Annotated in this window: 26 protein-coding genes; 18 read left to right on the top strand and 8 right to left on the bottom strand. The window is 64.8% G+C overall.

The window, feature by feature from the left end; genetic code table 11:
* Nucleotides 1-78 precede the first annotated feature (78 nt).
* Nucleotides 79-1,281, bottom strand: coding sequence for an NAD-dependent formate dehydrogenase (locus AAGA11_08405; protein MEM9602870.1), 1,203 nt, complete (start codon nucleotides 1,279-1,281; stop codon nucleotides 79-81).
* Between the two features lie 175 nt (nucleotides 1,282-1,456).
* A complete protein-coding gene (locus AAGA11_08400; GenBank protein ID MEM9602869.1) occupies nucleotides 1,457-2,374 on the bottom strand; it encodes a LysR family transcriptional regulator in 918 nt (305 codons plus the stop codon).
* Nucleotides 2,375-2,501: 127 nt separating this feature from the next.
* On the opposite strand from AAGA11_08400, the gene AAGA11_08395 reads away from it, so the two are divergent.
* The gene (locus AAGA11_08395) at nucleotides 2,502-3,041 is read left to right on the top strand and encodes an HPP family protein (protein MEM9602868.1); all 540 of its coding nucleotides are present in this window, start codon (nucleotides 2,502-2,504) and stop codon (nucleotides 3,039-3,041) included.
* Nucleotides 3,042-3,101: 60 nt separating this feature from the next.
* Here the strand turns inward: AAGA11_08395 and AAGA11_08390 are convergent, their stop codons facing one another.
* The 3 genes from AAGA11_08390 to AAGA11_08380 all read right to left on the bottom strand — a co-directional run bounded on the left by AAGA11_08390 (nucleotide 3,102) and on the right by AAGA11_08380 (nucleotide 5,266).
* Entirely contained in the window at nucleotides 3,102-3,692 is a 591-nt protein-coding gene (locus tag AAGA11_08390; protein ID MEM9602867.1) for an OsmC family protein, read from the bottom strand.
* Nucleotides 3,693-3,894: 202 nt separating this feature from the next.
* Nucleotides 3,895-4,386 (bottom strand): SRPBCC domain-containing protein, encoded by a 492-nt coding sequence (locus tag AAGA11_08385; GenBank protein MEM9602866.1) that lies wholly within the window; start codon nucleotides 4,384-4,386, stop codon nucleotides 3,895-3,897.
* A 10-nt stretch (nucleotides 4,387-4,396) separates the two neighbouring features.
* Nucleotides 4,397-5,266 carry an alpha/beta fold hydrolase gene (locus AAGA11_08380; GenBank protein MEM9602865.1) on the bottom strand — a complete coding sequence of 290 codons (870 nt, stop codon included), beginning with the start codon at nucleotides 5,264-5,266 and terminating at the stop codon, nucleotides 4,397-4,399.
* Between the two features lie 119 nt (nucleotides 5,267-5,385).
* On the opposite strand from AAGA11_08380, the gene AAGA11_08375 reads away from it, so the two are divergent.
* The 4 genes from AAGA11_08375 to AAGA11_08360 are packed head-to-tail and all read left to right on the top strand — an operon-like array spanning nucleotide 5,386 to nucleotide 8,038.
* Nucleotides 5,386-5,964 carry a helix-turn-helix domain-containing protein gene (locus AAGA11_08375; protein ID MEM9602864.1) on the top strand — a complete coding sequence of 193 codons (579 nt, stop codon included), beginning with the start codon at nucleotides 5,386-5,388 and terminating at the stop codon, nucleotides 5,962-5,964.
* A gap of 35 nt (nucleotides 5,965-5,999) precedes the next feature.
* Nucleotides 6,000-6,896, top strand: coding sequence for an NAD(P)-dependent oxidoreductase (locus AAGA11_08370; protein ID MEM9602863.1), 897 nt, complete (start codon nucleotides 6,000-6,002; stop codon nucleotides 6,894-6,896).
* Nucleotides 6,897-6,945: 49 nt separating this feature from the next.
* Entirely contained in the window at nucleotides 6,946-7,554 is a 609-nt protein-coding gene (locus tag AAGA11_08365; protein MEM9602862.1) for a LysE family translocator, read from the top strand.
* A gap of 1 nt (nucleotide 7,555) precedes the next feature.
* On the top strand, nucleotides 7,556-8,038 hold the full coding sequence (locus tag AAGA11_08360) for an ATP-binding protein (protein MEM9602861.1): 483 nt from the start codon (nucleotides 7,556-7,558) through the stop codon (nucleotides 8,036-8,038).
* Nucleotides 8,039-8,045: 7 nt separating this feature from the next.
* On the opposite strand, the gene AAGA11_08355 is transcribed toward AAGA11_08360, so the two are convergent.
* Nucleotides 8,046-8,468, bottom strand: a complete 423-nt coding sequence (locus AAGA11_08355; GenBank protein ID MEM9602860.1) for a nuclear transport factor 2 family protein — start codon at nucleotides 8,466-8,468, stop codon at nucleotides 8,046-8,048.
* A 307-nt stretch (nucleotides 8,469-8,775) separates the two neighbouring features.
* Here AAGA11_08355 and AAGA11_08350 point away from each other — a divergent pair, with 307 nt between their 5' ends.
* Entirely contained in the window at nucleotides 8,776-9,270 is a 495-nt protein-coding gene (locus tag AAGA11_08350) for a hypothetical protein (GenBank protein MEM9602859.1), read from the top strand.
* Nucleotides 9,271-9,296: 26 nt separating this feature from the next.
* Nucleotides 9,297-13,694, top strand: coding sequence for a protein kinase (locus tag AAGA11_08345; protein ID MEM9602858.1), 4,398 nt, complete (start codon nucleotides 9,297-9,299; stop codon nucleotides 13,692-13,694).
* 30 nt (nucleotides 13,695-13,724) lie between these two features.
* Here AAGA11_08345 and AAGA11_08340 read toward each other — a convergent pair whose 3' ends face one another.
* On the bottom strand, nucleotides 13,725-14,633 hold the full coding sequence (locus AAGA11_08340) for an adenylate/guanylate cyclase domain-containing protein (GenBank protein ID MEM9602857.1): 909 nt from the start codon (nucleotides 14,631-14,633) through the stop codon (nucleotides 13,725-13,727).
* A 99-nt stretch (nucleotides 14,634-14,732) separates the two neighbouring features.
* On the opposite strand from AAGA11_08340, the gene AAGA11_08335 reads away from it, so the two are divergent.
* The 11 genes from AAGA11_08335 to AAGA11_08285 all read left to right on the top strand — a co-directional run bounded on the left by AAGA11_08335 (nucleotide 14,733) and on the right by AAGA11_08285 (nucleotide 24,282).
* Complete coding sequence (locus AAGA11_08335) at nucleotides 14,733-15,236, top strand: hypothetical protein (protein MEM9602856.1); 504 nt, start codon at nucleotides 14,733-14,735, stop codon at nucleotides 15,234-15,236.
* A gap of 57 nt (nucleotides 15,237-15,293) precedes the next feature.
* Nucleotides 15,294-15,779 carry a GNAT family N-acetyltransferase gene (locus tag AAGA11_08330; GenBank protein MEM9602855.1) on the top strand — a complete coding sequence of 162 codons (486 nt, stop codon included), beginning with the start codon at nucleotides 15,294-15,296 and terminating at the stop codon, nucleotides 15,777-15,779.
* Nucleotides 15,776-16,825 (top strand): Ldh family oxidoreductase, encoded by a 1,050-nt coding sequence (locus AAGA11_08325; protein MEM9602854.1) that lies wholly within the window; start codon nucleotides 15,776-15,778, stop codon nucleotides 16,823-16,825. The genes AAGA11_08330 and AAGA11_08325 overlap by 4 nt, the downstream gene beginning before the upstream one ends.
* Nucleotides 16,826-16,890: 65 nt before the next feature.
* Nucleotides 16,891-17,664, top strand: coding sequence for an NAD(P)H-dependent oxidoreductase (locus AAGA11_08320; protein ID MEM9602853.1), 774 nt, complete (start codon nucleotides 16,891-16,893; stop codon nucleotides 17,662-17,664).
* Between the two features lie 71 nt (nucleotides 17,665-17,735).
* Complete coding sequence (locus tag AAGA11_08315) at nucleotides 17,736-18,215, top strand: DUF2059 domain-containing protein (protein ID MEM9602852.1); 480 nt, start codon at nucleotides 17,736-17,738, stop codon at nucleotides 18,213-18,215.
* Between the two features lie 399 nt (nucleotides 18,216-18,614).
* Nucleotides 18,615-19,721 (top strand): TRAP transporter substrate-binding protein, encoded by a 1,107-nt coding sequence (locus AAGA11_08310; protein ID MEM9602851.1) that lies wholly within the window; start codon nucleotides 18,615-18,617, stop codon nucleotides 19,719-19,721.
* A gap of 78 nt (nucleotides 19,722-19,799) precedes the next feature.
* Nucleotides 19,800-20,396 carry a TRAP transporter small permease subunit gene (locus tag AAGA11_08305; GenBank protein ID MEM9602850.1) on the top strand — a complete coding sequence of 199 codons (597 nt, stop codon included), beginning with the start codon at nucleotides 19,800-19,802 and terminating at the stop codon, nucleotides 20,394-20,396.
* A gap of 17 nt (nucleotides 20,397-20,413) precedes the next feature.
* On the top strand, nucleotides 20,414-21,778 hold the full coding sequence (locus tag AAGA11_08300) for a TRAP transporter large permease subunit (protein ID MEM9602849.1): 1,365 nt from the start codon (nucleotides 20,414-20,416) through the stop codon (nucleotides 21,776-21,778).
* Entirely contained in the window at nucleotides 21,778-23,115 is a 1,338-nt protein-coding gene (locus AAGA11_08295) for an amidase (GenBank protein MEM9602848.1), read from the top strand. The genes AAGA11_08300 and AAGA11_08295 overlap by 1 nt, the downstream gene beginning before the upstream one ends.
* A 10-nt stretch (nucleotides 23,116-23,125) precedes the next feature.
* Nucleotides 23,126-23,326, top strand: a complete 201-nt coding sequence (locus AAGA11_08290; GenBank protein MEM9602847.1) for a hypothetical protein — start codon at nucleotides 23,126-23,128, stop codon at nucleotides 23,324-23,326.
* Nucleotides 23,323-24,282 (top strand): D-glycerate dehydrogenase, encoded by a 960-nt coding sequence (locus tag AAGA11_08285; protein MEM9602846.1) that lies wholly within the window; start codon nucleotides 23,323-23,325, stop codon nucleotides 24,280-24,282. Before AAGA11_08290 ends, AAGA11_08285 begins: the two co-directional genes overlap by 4 nt.
* Nucleotides 24,283-24,358: 76 nt before the next feature.
* On the opposite strand, the gene AAGA11_08280 is transcribed toward AAGA11_08285, so the two are convergent.
* On the bottom strand, nucleotides 24,359-25,453 hold the full coding sequence (locus AAGA11_08280) for an aminomethyltransferase family protein (protein ID MEM9602845.1): 1,095 nt from the start codon (nucleotides 25,451-25,453) through the stop codon (nucleotides 24,359-24,361).
* Between the last annotated feature and the right edge of the window lie 4 nt (nucleotides 25,454-25,457).

The raw sequence follows: 25,457 nt of genomic DNA, 5'->3' as shown, positions 1-25,457 counted from the left end.
GAGATCTGCACCTCGCCGAATGCGAGGTGCGTTCTGGCCTGCGGTCCGGGCGCAGTGTATGCGCCCGGTCAGACCCGCTCAGGCTTCGGAGAATTTCGCCGCATCCTCGGAACCACCGGTCGCGTTACCCTCGGAGTACGACTTCGCCCCGGTGCCGGCGAGCTTGCCGCCGTCGACGATCAGGTATTCGTCGCGGATCGGTCGGCCTTCGAAATAGCACTCGAGGATTTCACGCGTGCCCGCTGCGTATCGGGCTTGAGCCGACAGACTGGTGCCTGAGATGTGCGGTGTCATGCCGTGGTTCGGCATGCTGCGCCACGGGTGGTCGCGCTCGGGCGGTTGCGGGAACCACACGTCGCCGGCGTAGCCGGCGAGCTGGCCGGATTCCAGGGCGTCGACAATGGCCTGGCGCTCGCAGATCTTGCCGCGTGCGGTGTTTATGATGTAGCTGCCGCGCTTCATGCGCTGAATCATCTGAGTGTCGAACAGGTGCTCGGTCTCGGGGTGCAGCGGGCAATTGATGGTGACCACATCACAGTGCGGCACCATGTCCTCGACGGTGTCGTGCCAGACGAGGTTGAGTTCCTGCTCGACCGACTCGGGCAGACGGTGGCGATCGAAGTAGTGCAGCTTCACATCGAAGGGGTGCAGGCGGCGCAGCACGGCCAGTCCGATACGTCCCGCTGCCACGGTGCCGACGTGCATACCCTCGAGATCGTAGGAACGCGCAACGCAATCGGCAATGTTCCAGCCCCCTTTCATGACCCAGTTGTACGACGGAATGTAGTTGCGCACCAGGCTGAGAATCTGCATGACGACGTGTTCGGCCACGCTGATGGAGTTGCAGAAGGTCACTTCTGCAACCGTGACACCACGCTCCATGGCGGCGCTGAGGTCGACGTGGTCCGAGCCGATTCCCGCTGTCAGCGCGAGCTTGAGCTTGGGTGCTTTCGCCATGCGCTCGGCCGTGATGTACGCCGGCCAGAAGGGCTGCGAAATCACGACTTCGGCGTCTGCGAGCTCTTGCTCGAGCACGGAGTTCGGGCCGTCTTTGCTGGTGGTGACGATGAACTCGTGACCGTTGGACTCGAGGTACGTGCGCAAGCCGAGCTCGCCGGATTGGCTGCCGAGCAGCTCGCCAGGGGTGAAATCGATCGCCTTGGGCGTCGGAGCCGTTTGACCGTCCGGGTAGCCCGTGATCTCGGGGATGGCGTCGCGGGCGTAGGAGGTTGGCTGACCGTCTTCAGGATCTTCGTACAAAACGCAAACAACTTTGGCCATGGTGGTGAACCCTGTGTTGATGTGGAGCCGCATCCGTGAGGGCAGTGGGCTTCGGGGTGCGTCGGTTGTTTCCCGCGCCCCGGCACTGGCTCAACAGGCTGGTGCGGTTCGTCACAGTGCAGCAGGCGAGTTGCGAGACGTCCAATTGATAATGTCAGTGTTTGATAAATTCTGTTTATTGAGTCGGTGTTTGCTCGGCGTCGAATGCCTGTGCAATATCGGAGTTGAAGACAGCCGAAAACACGGCGCGCGTGAGTTTTGACATCGGCTGTCGATCGGGGACCACCAGCCCGATGGCGTGACGATTCGTGTCGTTTGCGATCGGTCGCACATCGAAATCCTCTGGTGCGCCGAGTCGGCCGAGCAAGGTTTCGGGGACGACGCTGACCCAGCCGCCGCGTTGCACCAGTGTGCTCAACGCGAGGAACGAGTTGGCTGTGATGCCGGGCGAGAGGGCAACGCGGTGGCGACGGGCTGCGGCGTCAAGGATGCGCCGGTTCTGCATGTCCCGGTTCAGCAAGCAGAGCGGCTCACGTGCAAGTTGTCGCCACGACACCGGTTTCTCGGAGGTGAAATGGCCCCGGGCCGCCAGCACGACGTCGCGTTCGACGAAAACGGGGAAGGTGAGCACGCGTTGCAGGGGCTCGTTGTCGAGGTAGGTCAAGCCGCCGTGCAGCTCGAGGCTGTCCAGCCCGGTTTGAATCTGCCGTGAGCTGGTCTCCTGGAAATCGATAGCGGCATTGGGGTGCGCACTCAGGAAATACTCGACGAGCAAGCCGACAAGCGCCGTTGCAGCAGGTACCACGCCGATGCGCAATGTGCCCTGCAGGTCAGCGGCACGGTCTGTGAGATCGAGCTTGAGGCTCTCGAAATCCAGCAGGATCTGCTGCGCCCACAGCAGCACGCGTTTGCCCTCAGGGGTCAGGCCGAGAAAGCTGTGGTCGCGGTCAATCAAGCGTGCGCCGAAGTCGGATTCCAGCTTGCGCAGTGCCGAGGACAACGCCGGCTGTGAGATATTGCAAGCCTGAGCGGCCTTGGCGAAGTGCCCCTCACGCGCCAAGGTCGTGAAGTAGTGCAGATGGCGTATCAACATGGTTCTGGATCACGTGGACGAGACGGTAGACGTCGGTTTTTTTGCTGTGAATCGTCGATGCGCGCACTACACTGGCCTGCGGCGGTGCGGTTGCACAGCGGTCAATGGAAATCAGAGGACTCGATCCATGGTGACAGGTGAGGGCGCGGATGCCAAAGCCCCCTACCGGCGACTCTCCGTCATGTTCGCGCGAGCACTCCCGCCCGCCAGCGCGGGCAGCGCTCTGGTTGCCGGGGTGGGCAGTTTTCTCGCCATCGGTGCGTTGATCACGCTCGACGGGCTGTTGTCGATAGCGTTGCTGATCGCGCCGTTTGGCGCGAGTTGCGTGCTTATCTTCGCCTTGCCGTCGGCACCGCTGGCGCAGCCGGCGAACGTGGTGTTCGGGCACGCCGTCTCGGCGGGCGCCGGGCTGCTCGTGATTGCCGCGTTGCCCGACTTCGCCTGGTCGCCCGCGCTCGGCGTCGGTTTGGCGGTCGCGGCGATGGTCTTGTTGCGCGTCACCCACCCGCCCGCCGGCGCCAACCCGATTGTGGTGTCGTTGCTCGATCCGGGCTGGTTGTTCGTGCTGGTGCCCGTGCTGCTCGGCGCCGTCGCGCTGGTGCTGATCGGTGTGGCGTTCCACCGTGTCACCGGCAAGCCCTACCCGGTGCGCGTCCACCCGCGCTGACGCCTGGCCGCTGTCGTGGCGGCCTCCGCGCACCGCCACGGGAGACCAGAGTGATAGGTGTCAACCGCTGTGGTTGATCAGTTCCTTGCCGTTGTGCAGCAGTCGTGAGCGCCAAGGAATCGGGTTGCGCAGCGCGAAGTGCGCCATGCACGCGTTTTCAGCTTCCTCCATGAGGTCGCGGATCCGCTCCTCGGGCTCGTCACTCTCGATCAGCACGTGCGTCTCGATGTGCTCGGTCTTACCCTCGGTCATGTGCCCGAGCTGGCGCATGTTGCTCAGGTTGGTGTTGAAGCCCACGCGCTGCTCGAGCTTCATCGACCTGATGCTGATTTTTCGGGCGGTGTAGATGTCGGTCAAATGTGTCATCAGGCAAAAGCCGATGCCGGCGCACATGTAGGCCAGCGGCGGCGGTGCGGTGTCGTCTCCCACCGGTATGTCCTCGTCACAGAAAAACCGCACTGGCGAAAAGCCTGGGATGTTGACCTGGACCACGCCGGTCTTGCGCTGCTTCTCGGTTGCCTCGGCGGTCATCACCACCTCGAAGCTCAGCGGCTCCGGGGGGCGGCCTTTCTTGAAAGGTTTCGGTTCGAATTGTGTGGGTTCGGGTTGCGAGTCAGCCAGTTGGCCGACCCGGTAGTGTTTTTCGGTCATTGGGGATTCCGAGCAATCGTGAGGGGAGCGGTTGGTTTCAGCACCCGAGACACCGAAAATAGTTCACGTCCGGCGGCAGTGCTCGACACGCAGGGGCTGCGTGTGGTGGCGCGCGTCATCACCGCAACCAGGCGTCGCGCCGCGATTGGGGAGGCGTGGTTACTGGCTCGCTTCACCCGTGCGCGGCCCTTGTGTGACCCGACTAGCGCGTGAGCGCCTCGGCGCGCCGTCCGAGCGCTTCACTGGTCTTCGTGTAAGCCGGTTCAATCCAGTCTGAATTCCAGAACCACAAGCCGATGCCGCGATCGGTTTCGTGCTGCACGATGCGTGTACCACCGTCGATCGGCTCGAGCAGCCAGCGGTGGTCGAAGGTGATGATCCCAGGCATGCCGCCGCTCTGACGGAGCTCGGCGGCGGCGCTGACGGTTCGCACCTTGGCACGCATGTCCGTCTCGCTTACCGACGGGTCACGCACGGTGTTGACCACCGACGCGCCCTCGACGTAGTCGCCGTCCACGGCGATGAACACCGGGTTCCACTCCGGGTAGGCTGCCGTGTCCATCAACACCTGCCAGACCACCTCTGGGGGCGCAGCAACGTCGTGCTCGATGCGGAAGGTCTTCTTGGTCAGTAGCGCACCGACCAGCGCGATCAGCACGATGGTCGGAATGGCCCACTTGATTACAGTCCACATCCTGTTTGCCTCACAGGTAGGAGTCGAACCAGGACAACACACCAGCGGGGTGTGTACCCAGGTGGTCGTAAGCTGCGAATCGACTGGCCTCCAGGTCGAGCCAGCTCAGGTCCTTCTCGACCGCGAGCGCCTGGTAGTAGGCCTCGACCATATCCAGCTGCGTCCACGGGTCATTGCGGTTCTGCACGACGCGCGTCGGCACGTTGATCGCCGCCGCGTGGTCGACGAAATTGGGTTCTCCGAGGTCGAAACCCAGCCGTTGCGTGCTCACCCGCTCTCCGGCACGCGCCATGAATCCCGGCATGCCCAGCGCATCCATGAAGCAACGGTAGCGCAGCGGTTGCACCGCAATCAGCGCTTTGATGCTCGAACGGGACGCCAAACCGTCTTCGCGCCCGTAGGCGTAGGTGGTGGCAGCCGAGCCCATGCAGATCGACAACAAGCCAACTCGGGCTGACGGAAAGCGCTCGCCAATGAAGTCGACAGCGGCAACGACGTCCTTGGCCTCCTCCGGCCCCCAGGAAACCCACGGAATCGGGCCAGTCTCGCTTTCGCCATGGCCTCTGAAATCGTACATCAATACGGAGTAACCCTGCTCGACCAGGTAGGTCGCTTGCCGCAGAAACCGAATGTCCGTTTTCCAGGGTTTGATGGGCCCCTTGCCGCGCGGCGTCCAACCGCCCCGGTTGCACTGAACGCCGAAATGCGACTGCACGATCACCCGGTCCGAGCTGCCTGGCAACAACCAGCCCTGCAACGACGTACCGTCTTCGGCAGAGAAACGCACATCCTCGAATGCCAGACCGTGTGCCGCCGGCGTGTCGAACAGCGGCGATTGGCCCGGTTTGACCATCATGTTGGACACCACGTTGCCGATCATTGGGATACACCTCGAGGTTTACAAATAGACATTATATGTACATAAGTTTTTACAAATTTAGGCAGTCTGTCAAGTGATAGACTGCCAGGCACGTAAACACCCAACCAGTCACCCCTGACGTGTCCGAGTCCGAAACCCATCAGCGCATCATTGCTGCAGCGATTCGGTGTTTCGTGCATTTCGGTGTGCGCAAGTCGGCGATGGCCGATATCGCCGAGGAGGCCGGTGTGTCACGTCAAACGCTCTACGATGCCTTTGGCAGCAAGGACGCGTTGATCCGCGCCGCCATCAGGGCCATCACGACGCAGGCGATCGCAAACATCGAACGCCGCTGGGCGTCATCGAAGGGCTTGGCTGATCAGCTCGACGTGTTCCTCGACGAGACCGTGGTCCGCTCGTTCGACTTGCTGCAAACCGCTCGGGACCCGGACGACCTGATCAGCGGCCACAACGCCGCCGGCGCTGACGCGATCGCCGAGTCGCATGCGCGTCACGGCACGCTCATGACGACGGTGCTCGCTCGGCACAGCGACACGCTGCGAGCGCAAGGGCTGACGCCAGAGCAGTTCGCGCACTACGTCGTGTCGGTTGCGATGGGCTTCAAGTACGTGAAGGACCGGTCAGAGCTGATGCGGCTGATGGCCGCATTGCGCGCGTCGGTCATCGCAACGGTCGGCGAGTCGCCGACGCCACACTGATCGCACGCACTATCCCCCTCTCTGAAGGAACTTCTGTGACAGACACCTCCCCCCGCATCGGTTTCGTCGGCCTTGGCTTCATGGGCCACGGCATCGCCAGCAACCTGCTCAAGGCGGGTTACCCGCTCACCGTGATCGCGCACCGCAACCGTGCGCCGGTCGAGGACCTCGTGGCCCGAGGTGCAGTTGAAGTGACCACTCTCAGGGCACTCGCCGAGGCGAGCGACGTCGTGCACATCTGTGCGCCCGGCTCGCCGCAAGTCGAGGCGATTGTCGGCGAACTGCTCGAGGGTTTGGCGTCCGGCAGCGTGATTGTCGACTGTTCAACCTCGGACCCGGTGTCGACGGCCAAACTGGCGGGCCTGACCGGCACGCACGGTGTGGACCTGGTTGACGCCCCCCTGGCGGGTACACCCCAACAGGCCGCGGCAGGCGAACTGGGCGCCATGGTTGGTGCTGAGGACGCGGTCTTCGCGCGGGTCGAGCCGGTGCTCGCCGCGTGGGCCAAAAGCGTGGTGCACATCGGCGCAGTGGGCGACGGGCACCGGATGAAGCTGCTGAACAACTTCCTCGCCATGGGCTATGGCGCGCTCTTCGCCGAGGCGCTCACACTCGGGCAGAAGGTCGGCATCTCGCCCGAGACCTTCGACAGCGTGATCCGCGGTGGCCGCATGGACTCGGGTTTCTACCAGACCTTCATGGGCTGCGTGATCGAGGGCAACCGCGAGAGCCACAAGTTCACGCTGACCAACGCCTTCAAGGACATGCGCTACCTCGAGTCGATGGCCGACAGCGTGGGCTTGAACAACCCGGTCGGCAACGCCGTCAAGAACACCTATGCGCTCGCTGTGGCCAACGGCGGCGACGGGCCCGAGGACTACGTGCCGCACCTGGTCGAGTTTGTCGGTAAGCTGAACGGCGTGTCGTCCTGAGCGCATCGCGCGTACCGAGTCGGCCAGGAACACACGGAGACCCCATGATATGACCTTCGAGTTTCTGATCACCTCGTTGATCGTGGTGCTGCTGCCTGGTACTGGCGTGATCTACACCGTGTCCATCGGCTTGTCTCAGGGTGCACGCGCCAGTGTGGCGGCGGCGCTCGGTTGCACGCTGGGTATCGTTCCGCACCTGTGTGCCAGCGTGTTCGGTGTTGCGGCGATTCTGCACACCAGTGCGTTGGCGTTTCAGGTCTTCAAGGCAATCGGGGTCGCGTATCTCGGCTACCTCGCGTACAGGATGTGGCGCGAATCCGGCGCGATCGAGTTTCGCAAAACGCAACAACAAGCGTTGTTCCGCATTGCATCACGGGGTTTGCTGATCAACATCCTGAACCCCAAACTCTCGATCTTTTTTCTCGCCTTCCTGCCCCAGTTCGTGCCCACAGCGTCAGCGAACGCAGTGGGCGTCATGCTGTTGTTGAGCGCTGTCTTCATGTTGATGACGTTCATTGTCTTCGTTGGCTACGGGGTGTTGGCCGGGCAGGTGCGGCAGCTGGTCGCGGCGTCTCCCCGTGTGCTGCAACGGGTCCAACGTGTCTTCGCGGGTGCCTTTGTCGCACTGGGGGCCAAGCTGGCATTGTCGGAGCGCTGATATGACGGTGGGCACCCTGGTGTTCCTGTGCGGCAAGATGGGTGCGGGCAAGTCGACGCGGGCGGCGGCAATCGCGCGTGAACGCGGGGCGGTGTTGCTGTCCGAAGACGTGTGGCTCGCAGCGCTGTACCCGGGTGAGATTCAATCGCTCGACGATTACGTGGCCCGGTCCAGACGGCTCAAGCGGCCGCTCACTGCGCTGGTGCAGGCCACCCTCGCGTCCGGCACCGACGTCGTGCTCGACTTCGCCGCCAACACGGTCGCGCAGCGGGCCTGGTTCCGCTCGCTGTTCTCCGAGGTCGAGGCACCGCACGAGCTGGTCTACATCGACGTGGACGACGCCCGGTGCCTCGAGCAAATCGCCCAGCGGCGCGCCGAGCAGCCTGAACGGGCGGCGACCGACACCGAGGCGATGTTCCGGCGCGTCACGGCACACTTCGCGCCGCCGACCGACGCAGAGGGCTTCAACGTGGTTCAGCTGTGAGTGGCGATCAGCAGGTGGTGCACGCGATGAGCCCGGCGGTGTCGTAATATTCCTCGAACGACACGATTTTGCCGTCGCGAAGGCGAAAGATGTCGACCTTGGGTGTCTCGACGCGTTTGCCGGTCGCCCTGTTTGTCCAGGCGGTCGAGCCGATCGCGACGACGCGATCGCCTTGGGCGATGTACTCGTCTACCGTGAAGTGTTCCATCTCGAACTGCGAGCACAGCCCGTCGAAATAGCCGCCAACCTGCTCCTTGCTGGTCATGGCCTTGGTGAACTCTACCCCCTGGGCACCCTGCGCCAGAGACATGAAGGCGATTTCGTCGGCCATCAGGGAAACCCAGTGGTCGACACTGCCGCCACGTGAGTTGTGCCAATCGGTGTAGGCGTCGCGCAGCATCGCGACATTCGTTTCTTCTTCGGTGCTCATGTTGTATTTCCGTTGGGTGGCCTGAAGGCGTGGCATTGCAGTGGCCACACACCGGAGGGTGCGACGGTGCGGTCACGCGAACAACCTGTGTGCGAATGAAAGCACCGCAAGTGAGTCAGGTTGGGCAGACGCATTTCGGTCGTGAGGTACCCGGGTACGACCGGTGTGTGCCGGAATTCCGGCGCGCTGCACGTTGCACCCGCACGCTGATCGAAAGAGGGCATTGCAATACCGAACCGTTGTGGCAACCTGCCACGCTCCACTTTGACAAAAGTAAGCCCCAGTGTGGTTTCGGGAGTCCGCGTCGATGGGAAAAGCAATGCCGCAGAATGCTACCGTGTGCGAATGGTCACCGGTGCGCAGCATCATAAACAAGACAGCTCTGGCCTGTTTTTTAGGTGTCGCTGGTCTGGCATCTGCCAAGGCGGCAGACATGCCGAACAGTTGCCCGGTCGACGGGTGTATCGTCACCATCTCCGCGGTTGATCGGGATGGCGATGAACTGCGCGTGACCTTGGCATCCAATTTCACTCCCGACAATTCGCGCAATCACTTTCACATGTGGTGGGGCGAGCAATACGACGTTCGACAGGTCGGGCGCAATGCGTCGAGTGAACACAGCGTCGAACAAGGCAAGTGGCACAGGCATGACGACTACCCGCTCTACCTGACCACCGGTGCAGCGTCGACAACCGTGCGGGAGGGGGCGACGACATTGTGCGTGACCGCCGCAGACCGCGACCACAACGTGCTCGATGCGGCGTTGTTTGACTGCATGGATGTCAGTCAACAGCTCAACTGACGGACCACACCGGTAGGCACGGGACCGTGCAGGCGTTGCCCGCCTACGTGGGCCGATACCAACTCAGGGAAGAGATTGGCCGCGGCAGTTTTGCCACGGTGGCACTCGCGTGGGATGAGGAACTCCAGTCGTCGGTGGCGCTGAAGATTCTCAACGTGACCGATACGGACACCGAGCGGCGCTTTCTCAACGAGGCGCGCTTGCTCCGCCGTGTCAAAGCGCCCAACGTGGTGACCGTGCACGACATCGGCCGGCTCAATGATGCACGGCCGTACTTCGTGCTCGACTACGCGGACCGAGGTTCACTCGCCGAGCGATTGCCGCACCCGATCCCTCTGGCCACCTTGACCGCTGAAAACCCGTCGCGTCCGAACGGTGCAGCCGTCGACGGCGCGTACGCTGAATTGCAAGCCCTGCTACTGCTGGTTGACGCCCTGGCCGAGGGGTTGTCCGCAATCCACGCGGTTGGCCTCGTGCACCGGGATATCAAGCCCGGCAACGTGTTCTTTGAAAGCGTGCGCCGCTCCACGCAGGAGGGTGTCGGTCAGCCGTTGCCGCGGGGCGGGCCGATCGTGCGAGCGGACGAGCGACCGCTGGTTGGTGACCTCGGGATCGCCAAGGATGTCAACGCCGGCAACGAACAGCCAACCCTGCTCGGTGGCACGCCACTTTATCTCGCGCCCGAGCAGCTCGACCCGACTGCCGTGATTTCGCCAGCAGCGGACATCTACGCAGCGTCTGCAGTGGTGTGGAATGTCGCGACCGGCAGTCCGCCGCCGCTGCCCGACCGTCTTGACGAGGCGCTGGCGACACTGCCCGCGCCGTGGCGCACCATTTTGTCGGTCGGCCTTGCCCGCGAGCCGGCGCACCGATTCGACAGCATGGACACGTGGAGATGGGCGATTCACGACGTGGTTGGCAACGCTGGTCGCACGGTGGTTATCGCGCCGGGCGGCGATGCCACAGCCACCGAGGTGTGTCCCTACAAGGGGTTGGCGGCGTACCAGGCCGAGGATGCCGAACGCTTTTGTGGCCGTGAAGCGCTCGTGGACGAACTGCTCGGGCGACTGCAATTGCACGCGGTGTTGGTCGTCGGCGGGGCGTCCGGCAGCGGCAAGTCGTCGTTGGTGCGGGCGGGGTTGTTGCCTGCCCTGGCCTCGGGCAGCCTGCCCGGCAGCGAAGCGTGGCGGGTCCGGTTGCTCACGCCTGGCGCAGAGCCGCTGGCGCGCCTGCAGTCGGCGTTGACGGCGTCGGAGGCAGGCGGGCCGGCACGTCTGGTGGTGATTGACCAGTTCGAGGAGCTCTTCACCCTGGCCGAACCTGCGGCACGAACAGCCTTTCTCGATGCCCTGGCCACCTATGCCAACCGCCTCGACAGCGAAGACAAGCTTGTCATCGTGGTGCGAGCCGACTTCTATGCCGAGTGCGCGCGAGAGCCCTGGCTGGCCCACCGCATCTCGAACAACCAGGTGTTGGTCTCGCCGATGAGAGAGAGCGAGCTCAGGCAAGCCATCTCGGAACCTGCCCGCCGGTCGGGGTATTTCCTCGAAAACGGTCTGATTGACGCGATCCTGGAGCAGGCCGGTGACGAGGCAGGCGCCCTGCCGTTGGTGGCTCACGCCTTGGTCGAAACGTGGGTTCGGCGTGAGGGCAACACCCTCACCCTGGCCGGATTTCAGGCTGCTGGCGGGGTGGTCGGGGCGATCAGCCAGACGGCCGACGCCTCGTACGAGCACCAACTGGACGACACGGGTCGCGAGCAAACCCGACGATTGATGTTGCGGCTGGTCGCGGCCGGCACCAGCGCTTCGCCGGACACGCGCCGTGTCGTGTCGCGCGCTGAACTCCGTAGCGCTGACGTCGCCGAGTCGATTGATGCCTCGGTGATCCGGGTGCTGACCGACGCCCGGCTGCTCAGCATTGACGACGATACCGTGCAGATCGCACACGAGGCCTTGTTGCACAGTTGGCCGCGGTTGCACCGCTGGATCGAGGAGTCACGTGACGACTTGCGGGTGCGACACAAGATTTCGCGCGCTGCGCAGGATTGGGAAGGGGAGCGGCGCGACGCCGATCTGCTGTACCGCGGAACGCCATTGCAGGCTGCGATTGAGTGGCAAACCCAGAACCCAGGTCTGTTGAACCCGCTGGAACAGGATTTCCTCGACACCTCACAGGCCGAGAGTGAGGCGCGAGCGACGGCAGAGGCGGCGCAGGTGGCGCGTGGACGCCGCGTGCGACGGCTGGCGGTCGCCGCGCTGACCGTGTTGGCCCTGGGCGCCAGTGTGTCAACGCTGATCGCCTACACGGCCTTCCGCAACTCGCAGCGCCAGGCCCAGCGGGCCGATGCGGCAACGCTGGCGGCGGAAACGCGGTTTGCCAGCGCGCTCGGTGCAGCAGCGTACGGACATGTCGAAGAAGACCCCAGACTCTCACTTGTGCTTGCAGCGGAGTCCACTGCACGCGCACATGCGGGCGCCACGCCCTACGATACGCGGGCCGCGATGGTGAGTGCGCGGCACGCCCTGGCACAGGGCGGGCCTTTCCTGTTCGGTGGGCCCCTGGTTGCAAGTGACGCATTGAGTGTTGCGCTCAACCCCCAGGGTTCCATGCTTGCGTTGGGGTTGGTCGACGGCAGCGTCGACTTGATCAACACCGCCAACCGAAAACCGATTCAGGCCAGGCAGCGGGACCACAGCGGCGGTGTGCGGGACATCGCCTTCAGTCCAGACGGCCGCGCTCTGGTGTCGGTGAGCACCGATGGCGGCGTGCGGCTGTGGCGCGCGAACAGCGCGGGAGTCTGGCGCTCGGTGTTGGTCGCCCGAAGCCGCGATGTGATCGTCGACGTGGATTTTATGCCCGACGGGCATTCGGTGATCACGGCCAACGACGACGGGACTGTGCAACGGTTTTTCCTTGATGGGCGCACGGAACATCCGCCACCCATTGTGCGGTCCGACTACGGCTTCAATGCCGTCGGGATCAGTTCGGACGGGCGCTACGTCGTCACCGGCAACGCTGACAAGCGGATCACGGCGTACGCGATCGAATCTGGCGAGCGTGTGCTTGGGCCGATAGACGCCTCTGACGCCAACCATTTGGTCGACATCTCCTTCAACGTCGACGGTACGGCCTTCGCTGTTGTCGACACGGACGGTTTTGCCCACGTGCACGCGTTTCCCGGTGGAGAGCTCGACGACGCACGCTTTGATTTCAGCGGCCGTCTCGGCGTGTTGTTTTTTCACCCCGACGGAGAGCGCCTGATCGGCGGGGATGGGGCGGGGCGCCTGAATCAGTGGTCGATCGGGACAGGCGAGCTGCAGCGCCAGTCGCCGCCAGGCCATTCGCAGACCATGGTGGCCAGTTCACTCAGCGCCGACGGCGGGCTGCTAGTCACCTTGGGCCGCGATCAACTCGTGCGGTTCTGGACACTGGACGAACGGTTTCCGTTGTCTCGCAGCTGGGCGGTTGCCACGTCCGCCGCCCGGGGTGTCAGCGTGAGTCCCAGTGGGCGATTCCTGGCGGCTGCGGACAAGTCCGGTCTGGTGCAGCTTCGGCGCACCGAGGCCGCAGACCGCCCGCTGCAACTGCGCGGTCACATGGCGGGGGTCTGGGCACTGGCCTTTGACCCCGGTGAGGCGGTGTTGGCCTCAGGAGACCGCCACGGTCGGATTCGCTTGTGGGACGCGATCACCGGTCAGCTGCTCGACGAAACCACGGTCGAAGGTGAATCCATCTGGTCGCTGGCGTTTGACGCTGCAGGCACAAGCTTGCTGATCGGGTCGGACAGCGGTGTCCACGAGTACGCCGTCAGCGAGCGGCAGTGGCGCACGCCGGTGTTTCGGACGGCGGCCCAACTGACCCGCTTGGCGATTTCGCACGATCGACGCCGTCTCGCGGTCAGCGACGCGGTGGGCAACCTCACGCTGATCGACCTCGGTACGCGGGAGACGCTGCTGGCGCTCTCGGGCGGACGCGATACGGTCTGGAGCGTTGCGCTCAGCGCGGACAACGCGGTATTGGCGGCGGCGTCTGGTGACGAGATCGTGTCGCTCTACGCAACCGAAACCGGTGAGCGCATCGCGCGCCTGACCGGTCATGCTGGTGGCGCGACCAATGTCGGGTTTCTCGCTGACGGCGTGACGCTGGTCGCAACGGACCGCAAGGGCCACTTGCACTGGTGGGACCTCGAAACCGCGCGCCGCCTGGCGTCGCCGATCAAGGCGCACCGTCGGGCGATCTGGCGGCTGCAGGTGCACGCCGACGGCACGCGCGTGGCAACCGCCGGTGACGACGGCACAGTGCAGCTCTGGGACGTGATGGACCCCCACCGGGCCTGCGTCATCGGACTGCCAGGCTTCGATGCCACTCGGCGTCTCCAATACCTCGGCGACGCGCGCGAGCTCAGTGTCTGTGGTCGCTGAATGGGCACACCCGAGCGCGCGGCACCGTGTTCAGCTCGGTTCCATGACGCCGCAGTGAAAGCGAAGGGTGTGGTCGGCGTTTTGGTCTGGCGGCGCGCCGAGCGCAAGACTGCCGTGGCCCGACATCGGCCATTGCTCGCGCCGAAGGTACATCGTATTGCCCTCGTGGGTGAGCAAGTGGGTGCCGTTGGTGCTCTTGTCACTGAGCACGAAATGGTCTCGCACGCGTTCGATCGTCACATGGCGGCGTGACACTGACTCGGCCGTGACCACGAGGTCGTTGGTCAGTGCCCGCCCGATAGAAAAGGCGCCGATCAGGCCACTGAGATCGTGGTCACGCCCCCGGTAGTGCAGCATCAAGCGGTGGCCGTCTACGGGCTGCGGGACGTCCGTCCGGGCGGTGACGATGGTCGTCAGTTCCTCGGTTTGCCAGGGCAGGTCGAACACCTTGAGCAACTCCGTCTTGCCTTTCACGCGCGTCTCATCGAACTGCCGCACGCTGGTCAGCCAGGTTGGCGACGCACGTTGCAGCAGCGCTTCGGTGAGGATGGTCTGCTCAGCCTGGGCGATGCCGTTGACGCGGGAGGCAAGGTTGACGGTGTCGCCAAAGAGTCGGTTTTCCGTGGTGTCGGTGATGACCTCGCCGTAGTGCATGCCGATTCGCAGTTGCAGCCTTGCGCCATGTGCATGGCTGTATTGTTGCGCGTCGTGGTGCAACGCCACCGAGCACGCGAGCGCGCGATCAGCGTCTGCGAAACACACCATGAGCTCATCGCCGACGATCTGGTGCACGTTGCCATCGAAAGCGGCGATGCGCTCGCCGAGTAGCCGTTGCACCGCTTGTACGTGTTCGCGCGCGGTGGCATCGCCGACCGTGTCGTATAAATGCACGCTGTCGGCGAGGTCGGCAAAAAACACCACACAAGGGGTTGTCGCCATGGATTCCGTTCGCTCTGAGAAGGGGCAACAACCCGAGTGTACACTGCAGGCCGGTCCTCAGCGCGTGGCGGTGCTCGCACGGGAAGCGTGAAGTACAAGATGGCATGTGCACCTGAACTTCCGGCCTGGGATGGCAGTTCCACAGCGGCGCTCGAGGCGTTCTACAGCCGGTGGTCTGCGACTGGCAGCATCGCCGACAGCCTGATCGCCTTGCTCGCCGAGCCCGATCAGCAGAACAGCGCCACCTGGTTGCTCAAGCGCTGCTGTGACGAAGGCGTCGCGCTCACCGCGGGCCAATGCACGCAGTTGATCGACTGCCTGCCGTCGCTCGTCGACTGGCCGGCGCGCTTGCACCTGCTCCAGTGTCTGCCCTACATCGACGTGCCAGACGCCCACGCTGCGACGGTCACAGCCTATGTCCTCGCGCAGCTCGAACACGATCGGACCTTCGTGCGCGCGTGGGCCTACGGCGCGTTGCACCGGTTGGGGCAAGCACACCCAGCCTATACGGACACGGCGCGCGAGCGCATCGCCTGGGCGCTCGAACACGAGGCGCCGTCGGTCACTGCGCGCTTGCGGCGACTCGGGGTGCAGCGCTGCTGACGCTCAGCGCGGCCCCCGTGCTACCGTCGGGCCGAGTTGATCGACGGGGAGTGACCCGTGGCTGGAGCAACACCCGGTGTGGACGACATCGAACCCTACGCCGCCGATTGGCGTGCCGGCTGTCTGGCCGTGTTCGACGGCAACCTCGGACGCTACTTCGCGGACGACGAGCGGGCGACGTTCATCGAATACCTCGACGTGCACTCGAGCACATTGCCGTACTTTGTGCTGGTGTCGGGCGACACGGTGCTGGCCTGCGGTGGCTACGGCAAGGAGGGGGATCGGGTGTCGCTCAACTGGGGCATGGTGGCGCGTGACCACCACCGGCGCGGCCTCGGCCAATGCATCACGCGCTTCCGCCTGGAGCGGATCGCGGTCGAGCACCCCGACACCCCCGTGCGGATCGAGACCTCGCAGCACACGATGGGCTTCTACGCGCGGTTGGGCTTCGCAGTCGAGAACCACACCCCGGACGGCTTCGGAGTCGGCATCGATCGAGTGGTGATGGTGTGGTTGCCGGCGGCCCCGGAGCCAGGCGCGTGAGCGTGTACACACAAGACGAACTCGTCCGTTTTGCAAGCGCGGTCTACGGCGCGCTCGGCGTGGCGACTGAAGCGGCGCTGACGCTTGCCGATTCACTGGCGCAAGCGGACGCGTGGGGCCACCCCTCGCACGGTGTGTTGCGCACCTTCTGGTACGCCAAGCGGATCGTGTCCGGGGCGACGCGCTTGGACAGCGCACCCGAGGTCGTTGTCGACGCGCGCGCGCTGGCGGTGGTCGACGGGCACAACGGCATCGGCCAGGTGGTGGCGCAGACGGCGATGCAAGAGGCCGTCGACCGGGCGAAGCAGTTCGGCGTCGGCGCAGTCGCTGTGCGGCAGTCAGGGCACTTTGGTACCGCGATGTATTTCACCCGGCAGGCGGCGCAACAGGGTTGCGTCGCGCTGGTCTCGACCAACGCGAGCCCCGCCATGGCCCCCTGGGGCGGCTTGGAAAAACGCGTGGGCACCAACCCCTGGTCGGTCGCGGCGCCGGCTGGGCGCTATCCGCCGATGCTGCTCGACATCGCCAACACCGCGGTCGCGCGCGGCAAGCTCTACGTCGCGCAGCAGCGCGGCGAGCCGATTCCCCTCGGCTGGGCGATGGACGCCGAGGGCCAGCCCACCACCGACCCGGCCGCGGGCATCGCGGGCACCATCCTGCCCATGGCGGGGCACAAGGGCTACGCGATTGCGACCCTGATGGACGTACTCTCAGGGGTCTTGAGTGGCAGCCGCTTTGGCGAAGACGTGGTCGGTCCTTACGAGCCGGACGGCGACAGCGGCGTCGGCCACCTGATGATCGCGCTCGACATCGCGGCGTGCCGGCCGCTGGCCGACTTCAACGCGGACATGGAGCGGTACATCGATCGCCTCAAAGCGACGCCCACCGCGCCCGGGGTCGAGGCCGTGCACTACCCGGGTGAATTGGAAGCCGGCGCCGAGGCCCGCCACCGGGTCGAGGGCATCGCACTGCCCGATGCCACCGTGCTGGCGCTCAACCGGGAAGCCGCTTTGCTCGGCGTGCCGCCACTCGCCCCGCGCGGCTGAGTGGCGTTGGCGTCCACCCGGGCGCCGGGCTACCCTGAGCGCCCGCTCCACACCCCGCAGGTCCCATGCGCGCACACATCGTCCTTGCCCACCCCGAACCCCGGTCGTTCAATGCGCAATTAGCGGCGCTCAGTGCGGCTACGCTGGAACAAGCCGGGTGGCAGACTTCCATGTCGGACTTGTATTCGATGGGCTTCGACCCGGTCGAAGGGGCACGGCACTTTCACGGACGGTCTGATCTCGATTTCTTTCACACCCAGAGTGAGCAACGCCACAGCGCGGACCAGGGTGCGCTGCCGGTGGACGTCGGCGCAGAGATCGAGCACATCGAGGCCAGTGAGCTGGTCGTGGTGCACTTTCCGCTCTGGTGGTTCGGGGCGCCGGCGATGTTCAAGGGCTGGATGGACCGCGTGTTCGTTTACGGCAAGCTTTACCGGAGCGCCCAGCGGTACGACCGCGGCACCTGCGCGGGCAAACGGGTGCTGTTCTGCGTGACGACCGGTGCGAGCGCGCACGCTTGCGCCCACAACGGGCGTGAGGGGGACACGGCGCTGTTGTTGTGGCCGCTGCTGTTCCCGTTTCGCTATCTCGGCTTCGAGGTGCTCTCGCCGGTCGTCCTGCACGGTGTGGGTGGGGTCGCGTTCATCGAGGGGGCCGAGGAGGGCCTCGCAACGCTCGAACTCCACCGATCGCACTGGGTCGAGGCGCTCGAACACCTGCCGTCTCGCGCGACGGTGCCCTACAACCCGGACGCGGACTTCGACGAGACCACGCGACTGCTGCCGTCGGCGCCGACGCTTTCGCCTTTCATCCGTCAGGCCGTCGATGCCGTGCCGTAGCCGCGTTGCGGTGCTGTGGCGGGCGGAGTAGGGTGCTGCGTACGGCAGGTTTCGCGTCAGGAGGCACGCTTGTGAAACGGATCATCACGCAGATCGCCCTGGTGGCAGCCTTGGCGGTGGCGCCTCTGCACGCGGCGGACGGCGACAAGACCGCCCTGATCGAGCGCATGTTCGCGGTCATGGGGCTCGACAAGCAGATGAACGGCGGCTTCGAGGCCATGCTGCCGGTGGTCGAGAACATGGCCGCACAACTTCAGCTCAACTCGGCGGAAAAGGAAGAGCTGAAGAACATCTACCGTGCATGGTTCCGCGAGGACTTCGACCGTGACGCGATTGCCGACAGAATGGTGGGCCTCTACGCGGACGTGTTTTCCGAGCAGGAACTGCGCGACGTGATCACCTTTTACGAATCGCCCACCGGGCAGAAATTCCTCGACGCGTCGTCGGGCCTGATGCAGGAGGCAGCGCAGATCGGCATGCAGGAGGGCATGGCCAAGCAGGATCGCCTGCTCGAGCGGCTGCAGCCCTTTCTCGACAAGCACCGCAACTGAGCGCACACCGGCGAACCGCAGGTGTGCCGCCCGATTGGCTTACTCTCAGGCGACCGCCCAGCCGACTGGCCACGCGGTCGGAGGTGGCCTTCTCAAGTCGTCCGCACGGGGCGCATCCGGGTGGCACGTGTCGGGCCGAGACCCTGACATCGGCCGCGATGCGGGCGCGGTGTGATACCGCGCACACCACACTTCGCCTGAAATAACAGTGTACTTATCGTGCGTTTTCCGTCATAAAGTGCAGGTTGCCCCGACCTGGTGCGCGCGGAGACGCGCGTGGTGCGCGAGAGCCCTTGCGGGCCTGCGGTCGCACGGTGTTCCGTTGGAAGAGGCCGGCCACACCGGTCCTGCTTCGCGCGGCCGTGGCAACGTTTACTCGCCAACCCAATTGGAGGCTTTATGGCCGATTCAGTCAACCGTAGAAAATTCCTGAAGGGCACCGCCGCGACGGCAGCCGCCGCCACCGCGGCGACCATCAGCGCGCCCGCCATCGCCGAAGGCAAGAGCGTCACCCTGAAAATGCAGGCCGCGTGGGGCGGCGGCATCTTCCTCGAGAACGCGCAGTCCTACGTCAACCGCGTCAACGAAATGTCAGGTGGCGCTTTGGTCATCGACCTGCTGCCGGTGAACTCGGTCGTCAAGACCAGCCAGATGCAGGACGCGGTGCACCGCGGGGTGCTCGATGCCGCGCACTACGTGCCGGCCTACTGGTACTCGAAGTCCAAGGCCGCATCGCTGTTCGGCACCGGACCCTGCTTCGGCTGGTCCAGCCAGGAAGTCCTCGGCTGGGTCCACTACGGCGGCGGCCAGGAGCTGTTCGACGAGCTCATGGGCTCGCTCGGGTTGAACGTGGTGTCGTTCTTCAACTCGCCCATGCCGGCCCAGCCGATGGGGTGGTTCAAGGAGGAAATCACCGACGCCTCACAGATGAGCGGCCTGAAATACCGCACCGTCGGCCTCGCGGCGGACGTCCTGCTCGAGATGGGCATGTCGGTCGTGCAGCTGCCCGGTGGCGAAATCCAGCCGGCGATGAAGTCCGGCCTGATCGACGCGGCCGAGTTCAACAACCCGACCTCCGACCGCGACTTCGGCATGCAGGACGTGTCCAAGCACTACCACCTCGCGTCCTTCCACCAGAGCCAGGAGTTCTTCGAGGTCACCTTCAACAGGAAGAAGTACGACAAACTGCCCGACGAGCTCAAGGCCATCCTGAAGTACGCGAGTGAAGCCGAAAACTCGAACTTCTACTGGCACAACACCAAGCGCTACGCCGACGACCTGACCACCCTGCGCGACGAGCAGGGCGTCAACGTCTACCGCACGCCGGACAGTGTCATGGCTGAACAGCTCAAGGCCTGGGACATCGTGGTTGACCGCATTTCCGGGGAAGACGAATTCTTTGCCAAGGTGGTCGAGAGCCAGAAGGCCTACGCGAAGAACGTCATGAACTACCTCAACCTCAACCAGCCGGATTACAAGCTGGCCTACAGCCACTACTTCGGCTGATACGGCGACGTTGTGATCGATTGGGGACCGCCCGCGTGGCGGTCCCCCCGTTTTGAAACCGGATGAAAGGGCGGGCAGGTGGTTAAATTCATTCACGCCATCGAGGGGCTCAGCCAGTGGGTTGGGCGGGCCTTCGGGTGGTGCATCTTGATTCTGACCTTGAGCGTCAGTTACGAGGTTTTCGTGCGCTATGTGCTCAACGCCCCCACCGTGTGGGCGTTCGACATGATGGTGCAGATGTACGGCGCGCTCTTTTTGATGGCAGGCCCGTACGCACTCGCCCAGGATGCACACGTGCGCGGTGATGTGCTCTATCGGCTGTTCTCGGTGAAGTGGCAGGCGCGCATCGACTTCGTGCTCTACATCCTCTTTTTCTTCCCCGGCATGATGGCGCTGTTCTGGTACGGCTGGGAGATCGCTTCCGACAGCTGGCGTTACAAGGAAGTGAGCTGGAACAGCCCGGCGCGCATCCAGATCTACTTCTTCAAGACACTGATCCCGGTCGCCGGCCTTCTGCTGATGTTCCAGGGCTTTGCCGAGATGCTGCGGTGCTGGATGGCGATGCGGTCCGGCGTGTGGCTGGAGCGGCTTGCTGACGTCCGCGAGACCGAAGACCGGTTGATGGACCTTGACGACGACGACGCCGAGCCCGAGCTCAGCGGCGCGAAAGACTGACGGCTGGAAGCGCAGAGATGACTGATCCCCAAGTTGCCATATTGATGCTGAGCCTGTTCATCGTGCTCGTGCTGCTCGGCTTTCCCATCGCCTTCACCCTGCTGGCGATGGGTGTTGGTTTTGGCTATTACGCCTACTACTCCGGTGATGCCGAGAGCATTGCCGACCTCTTCGACAACAACATTTTCTATCTGCTGAATCAGAACACCTATTCGGTGATGGAAAACGACACGCTTGTGGCGATACCCCTGTTTCTGTTCATGGGGTACGTGGTCGAACGTGCAAACATCGTCGACCGCCTGTTCTACTCGCTGTACATGGCCGCGCGCAACCTGCCGGGTTCGCTCGCCATCGCGGCGCTGCTGACCTGCGCGGTGTTTTCAACCGCGTCGGGTATTGTCGGCGCGGTGGTGACGCTGATGGGCCTGCTCGCCTACCCCGCGATGGCCAACGCCGGCTACCAGAAATCTTTTGCCTCCGGTGTCATCTGCGCGGGTGGCACGCTTGGCATTCTGATCCCCCCGTCGATCATGCTGATCGTCTACGCGGCGATCGCCGAACTGTCGCCGTTGCGGCTGTACGCCGCGGCGGTGTTTCCGGGCCTGCTGCTCGCCGGCATGTACATCGTGTTCGTGATGATCCGGGTCTGGCTCAACCCGGCCATTGCACCACGGCCGCGCGACGAGGACGTGCCGCCGGCGGCCAAGATCTACCTCGATCTGCTGGTGAGCTTCGTGCCGTTGACGGTGCTGATCATGCTGGTGCTCGGCTCGATCCTCGGCGGGCTCGCAACACCTGCCGAAGCCGCGGCGATGGGGGCGCTGGGTGGCCTGGTGCTGGCCGCGCTCTACCGCTCGCTGACCTGGACCAAGATCAAGGAGAGCGTGTTTCTCACCGCCAAGGCCACGGCGATGGTCTGCTGGCTGTTCGTCGGCTCCTGGACCTTTGCCAGTGTCTTCTCCTTCCTCGGTGGCCACGACATCATCGAGCACTGGTTCGTCTCGATGAACCTGCAGCCCTGGCAGTTCCTCGTGATGGCGCAACTGATCATCTTCCTGCTCGGGTGGCCGCTCGAATGGTCGGAGATCCTGATCATCTTCGTGCCGATCTTCCTGCCCATGCTCGACACCTTCGGCGTGAACCCCTACTTCTTTGCCATGTTGGTTGCCTTGAACCTGCAGACCTCCTTCCTCACGCCACCGATGGCCATGAGCGCCTACTACCTCAAGGGGGTGTTGAAAGGGAAGATCGAACTGATGGAAATCTTCAGGGGCCTGATGCCGTACCTCGGCATCGTCATCCTGTGCATGGTGTTGATGTACCAGTTTCCGGGTATCGCGCTCTGGCTGCCGGATTACCTCTTCGGGGTGTACATCCCCTGATGCGCGGCGAGCTGCACACGCTGGGCGCACTCGAGGCGCGCGACGCGATCCTCGAGGGCCGGCTGTCGTCAGAGCGTCTGGTCACGGCCTGCCTGGCGCAGATCGGCGACGACCCGCTGAACGCCTGGGCCTGCCTCGACGCGGAGGAGGCGCTGTCGCAGGCGCAGGAGGCCGACCGCGTGCGCAAGTCCGGCCGGGCCACGGGCGCCCTGCAGGGCGTGCCGGTGGCACTGAAGGACATCGTCGACACCCGCACCCTGCCGACCGAACGCGGTTCGGCGGTGTTTGCGGGGCGCACGCCGGACGACGACGCCGAGATCGTCAACCGCCTGCGCGAAGCCGGCGCGGTCGTGCTTGGCAAGACCAAAACCACTGAACTCGCCTTCGTTCACCCGTGCGATACCCTCAACCCGCACGACCCGACTCGCTCGCCCGGTGGCTCGTCGAGCGGCTCGGCAGCGGCGGTGGCGGCGTGTCAGGTGCCGCTAGCCGTCGGTTCACAAACCGGTGGCTCGGTCATCCGACCCGCGTCGTACTGCGGGCTCTACGGCTTCAAGCCGACGCGCGGCATGCTCTCGCGCACGGGCGTGCTCAAGACCTCCGAGACCCTCGACCACCTTGGCACCTTCGCGCGCTCGCTCGACGACCTCGCGCTGTTGACTCAAGCAATTGGCAGCTTCGATCCCCGCGACGCGAGCAGCCTGCCGCGGGCACGGCCGGATCTCCTGGCCGGGGCCCGCGCCGAGGTGCCGGTCGATCCCGACATCGCCTATTTCGAGTTTCCCTTTCACGACCAGCTTGCACCGGACGCACGCGAGGGGCTCGAGGCCGTGATCGACGCGCTCGGCGCGCGGGTGACACGGCTGCCCGTTGCCGACAGCCTCAGTGGCCTGATCGAGGTGCACCTCACGATCCACGAGTACGAATTCTGTCAGCACCTGCGCGAGGTCATCGACACGCACGCCGACCTGCTGAGCGACAGCCTGACGCCGGTGATCGCGCGCGGGCGGGCGATCTCGCAGACCGAGTACGAAGACGCACAAGCCGTGCGGGCGTCGGCCGAGGCCTTTTTCGCCAAGCATTTCACCGACTTCGACGCGGTGCTGGCGCCGTCCGCAACCGGCGAGGCGCCGTTGCTGTCGTCCGGCGGCACCGGCGACCCGGTGTTCTGCCGCATCTGGAGTCTCACCGGACTGCCTGCGCTGACCCTGCCGTTGCTTGTCGGCGAGAACGGCTTGCCGGTCGGCGTTCAACTGATTGGCGGCGCGGAGGAAGACGACCGTCTGCTGCGCACCGCCGCGTGGGTTCAGCGCACCCTTCAAGGCGCCCACACCTGAGGACCGTATCATGTCTCGTTCCGTTCACATCCTCGTGGCTCTGATCGGCACGGCCCTGATGATGACCTTCGTCATTGGCCTGTCCCATTCGATCTCAACCGGTTTCGCCGGCTTCCGGGGCGGCTTGCCGTTCATGATCATTGCCGTCTTTGTCATCGCCCTTGCGCTCTACGACTTCTGGGACGAAACCGTGCGCAAGAAGCCCCAATGAGCCGCCCACGGCTCTGGTTTCCGCGGCGCCTGTCCGACGCGACGCTTGAACGCGCGCAGCGTGACTACGACTGCGTGATCAACTGGGAAGACGGCCTGAGCAGTGCCGACGACATCGTGCGCATGAGTGCCGAGGTCGACGCCGTGGTGCCGTGTCACTCCGAACACTTTTCGGCCGAGGTGGTCGCGCGCCTCGATGACCGACTGAAGCTTGTCGCCAACCACTCCGTTGGTGTCGACCACTGCGACCTCGGGGCACTGGCTGCGCGCGGCATCACCGTCACCAACACCCCCGATGTGCTGAGTGACGCGACCGCCGAGATCGCCATGCTGCTGATGCTCGGCGCTGCGCGGCGCGCCGTCGAAGGCGACCGCCTGGTGCGCTCCGGTGCCTGGGACACCTGGTCGCCGAGTTTCATGGTCGGCAAGCAGGTCACTGGCGCGCGGCTCGGTATTGTCGGCATGGGGCGCGTCGGGCAGGCCTTTGCCGAGAAGGCGCGTGGCTTCGGCATGGACGTCCACTACCACAACCGCTCGCGTGTGCCGGCTGAGCGCGAGCACGGCGCGCGCTTTCACGAGACGCTCGACAGCCTGCTGGCGGTCTCGGATTTCCTCTCACTGCACTGTCCGGCAACCCCGGATACGGCCGGTATCCTGAACGCGGCGCGCCTGGCGTGCCTGCCGCGAGGGGCCGTGGTGGTCAACACCGCGCGCGGTGCGCTGGTCGACGAAGCCGCGCTGATCGACGCGCTCGACAGTGGTCACCTCGCGGGCGCGGGCCTCGATTGCTTCGCGACCGAACCGGGCGGCAATCCCGCCTTTGCCCGCTTCGACAACGTCTTCATGCTGCCGCACATCGGCAGTGCCACGGTGCAGACGCGCGACGCGATGGGGTTTCGGGCGCTCGACAACGTCGACGCCTTCTTCGGCGGCGCTGTGCCACGCGACACCCTGTGAGCACGCCGCACGCTGTGTGACGGCGCGCGGGTGTCTCAGCCGTCGGCGCTGCACCGGGCGCCATGGATCGACTGGTTCAGCGCGCGTGCGTTCGCTGTTTTTCGGGGTCGTGTACCGGGCTTGCAACCACTGTGGCTGTGGTCTGCAACCCGTCGCCAGACACCTGTAACACCGCGCCGTCGGCAATGTCCGGCCGCACATGGGCGAGTGCGAGCGAGGCGTTCAGTCGGTGTGAGAAGCAGGGGCTGTTCACGACCCCGACATCGACGTCCGCTGCAACCAGGGTTTCGCCGCCGGTCAACGCCGCGGAGTGGTCCACCCGCAGTGTGACGTTGCGCACGCGTTCCCGGCCTTGGGCTGCGACCACCGCGGCCTTGCCGCGGAAGTCGGACTTGCCGGTGTTGACCGTGAACCCGAGGCCAGCCTCCCACGGCGTGTGCTCGTCGGTCATATCGTAGCCGTAGAACAGCAGGCCGGCTTCGATCCGGAGTGCGTCGAGCGCCGTGAATGAACACGGCATCACGCCCGCGTCGACCAGCGCATCCCAGATCGGCCCGATGTGTGACGCGCTGGCAAAGACTTCGTAGCCGCGCTCGCCGGAGTAGCCGGTGCGCGAGAGGCGGCACGGGTGGCCGAAGAGGGCGGCGGGTGCGTGGTCGAAGTAGGCGAGGGCGGCGAGGTCGATGTCGCAGTGCGGGTTCAGTGTCTCGAGTGACGCCGGCCCCTGCACCGACACGTTGTGCAGGTCGTCGTCGAGCTGAACCGACACGTTTCTGCCCTGCGCTGACGCCTGCAACAACGCAGCGGTGTCGCCAGACCCGTGCACGACCCACCAGGTGTCGTCTCCGCAGTTTGAGACGATGGCGTCGTCGGCGAGCGTGCCTGTCTCGGTCAGCACGCTGACGTACGCGGCGCGGCCCGGCGTGAGACGGGCCATGTCGCGGGTGGTCAGGTGATCGAGCACCGCTTGAGCGTCCGGCCCGCGAACGACCTGTTTCTTCAAAGGCGACATGTCGAACATGCCGGCACGCTCACGCACGGCGTCGTGCTCGTCGCGCGGATCGGTGTGGTACGACCACGCGGTGCCCATGCCATTCCAGTCTTCGAGATCGGAGCCGAGCGCGCGGTGTCGGGACGCGAGGGCGGAGGTGCGGTTCAGTGTGTCGGACATGACG

Source organism: Pseudomonadota bacterium (assembly GCA_039196715.1).
In the GTDB taxonomy this organism is placed as follows: domain Bacteria; phylum Pseudomonadota; class Gammaproteobacteria; order CALCKW01; family CALCKW01; genus CALCKW01.
The sequence above is the reverse complement of the archived record's forward strand: the minus strand, read 5'-3'. Positions and strand labels throughout refer to the sequence as shown.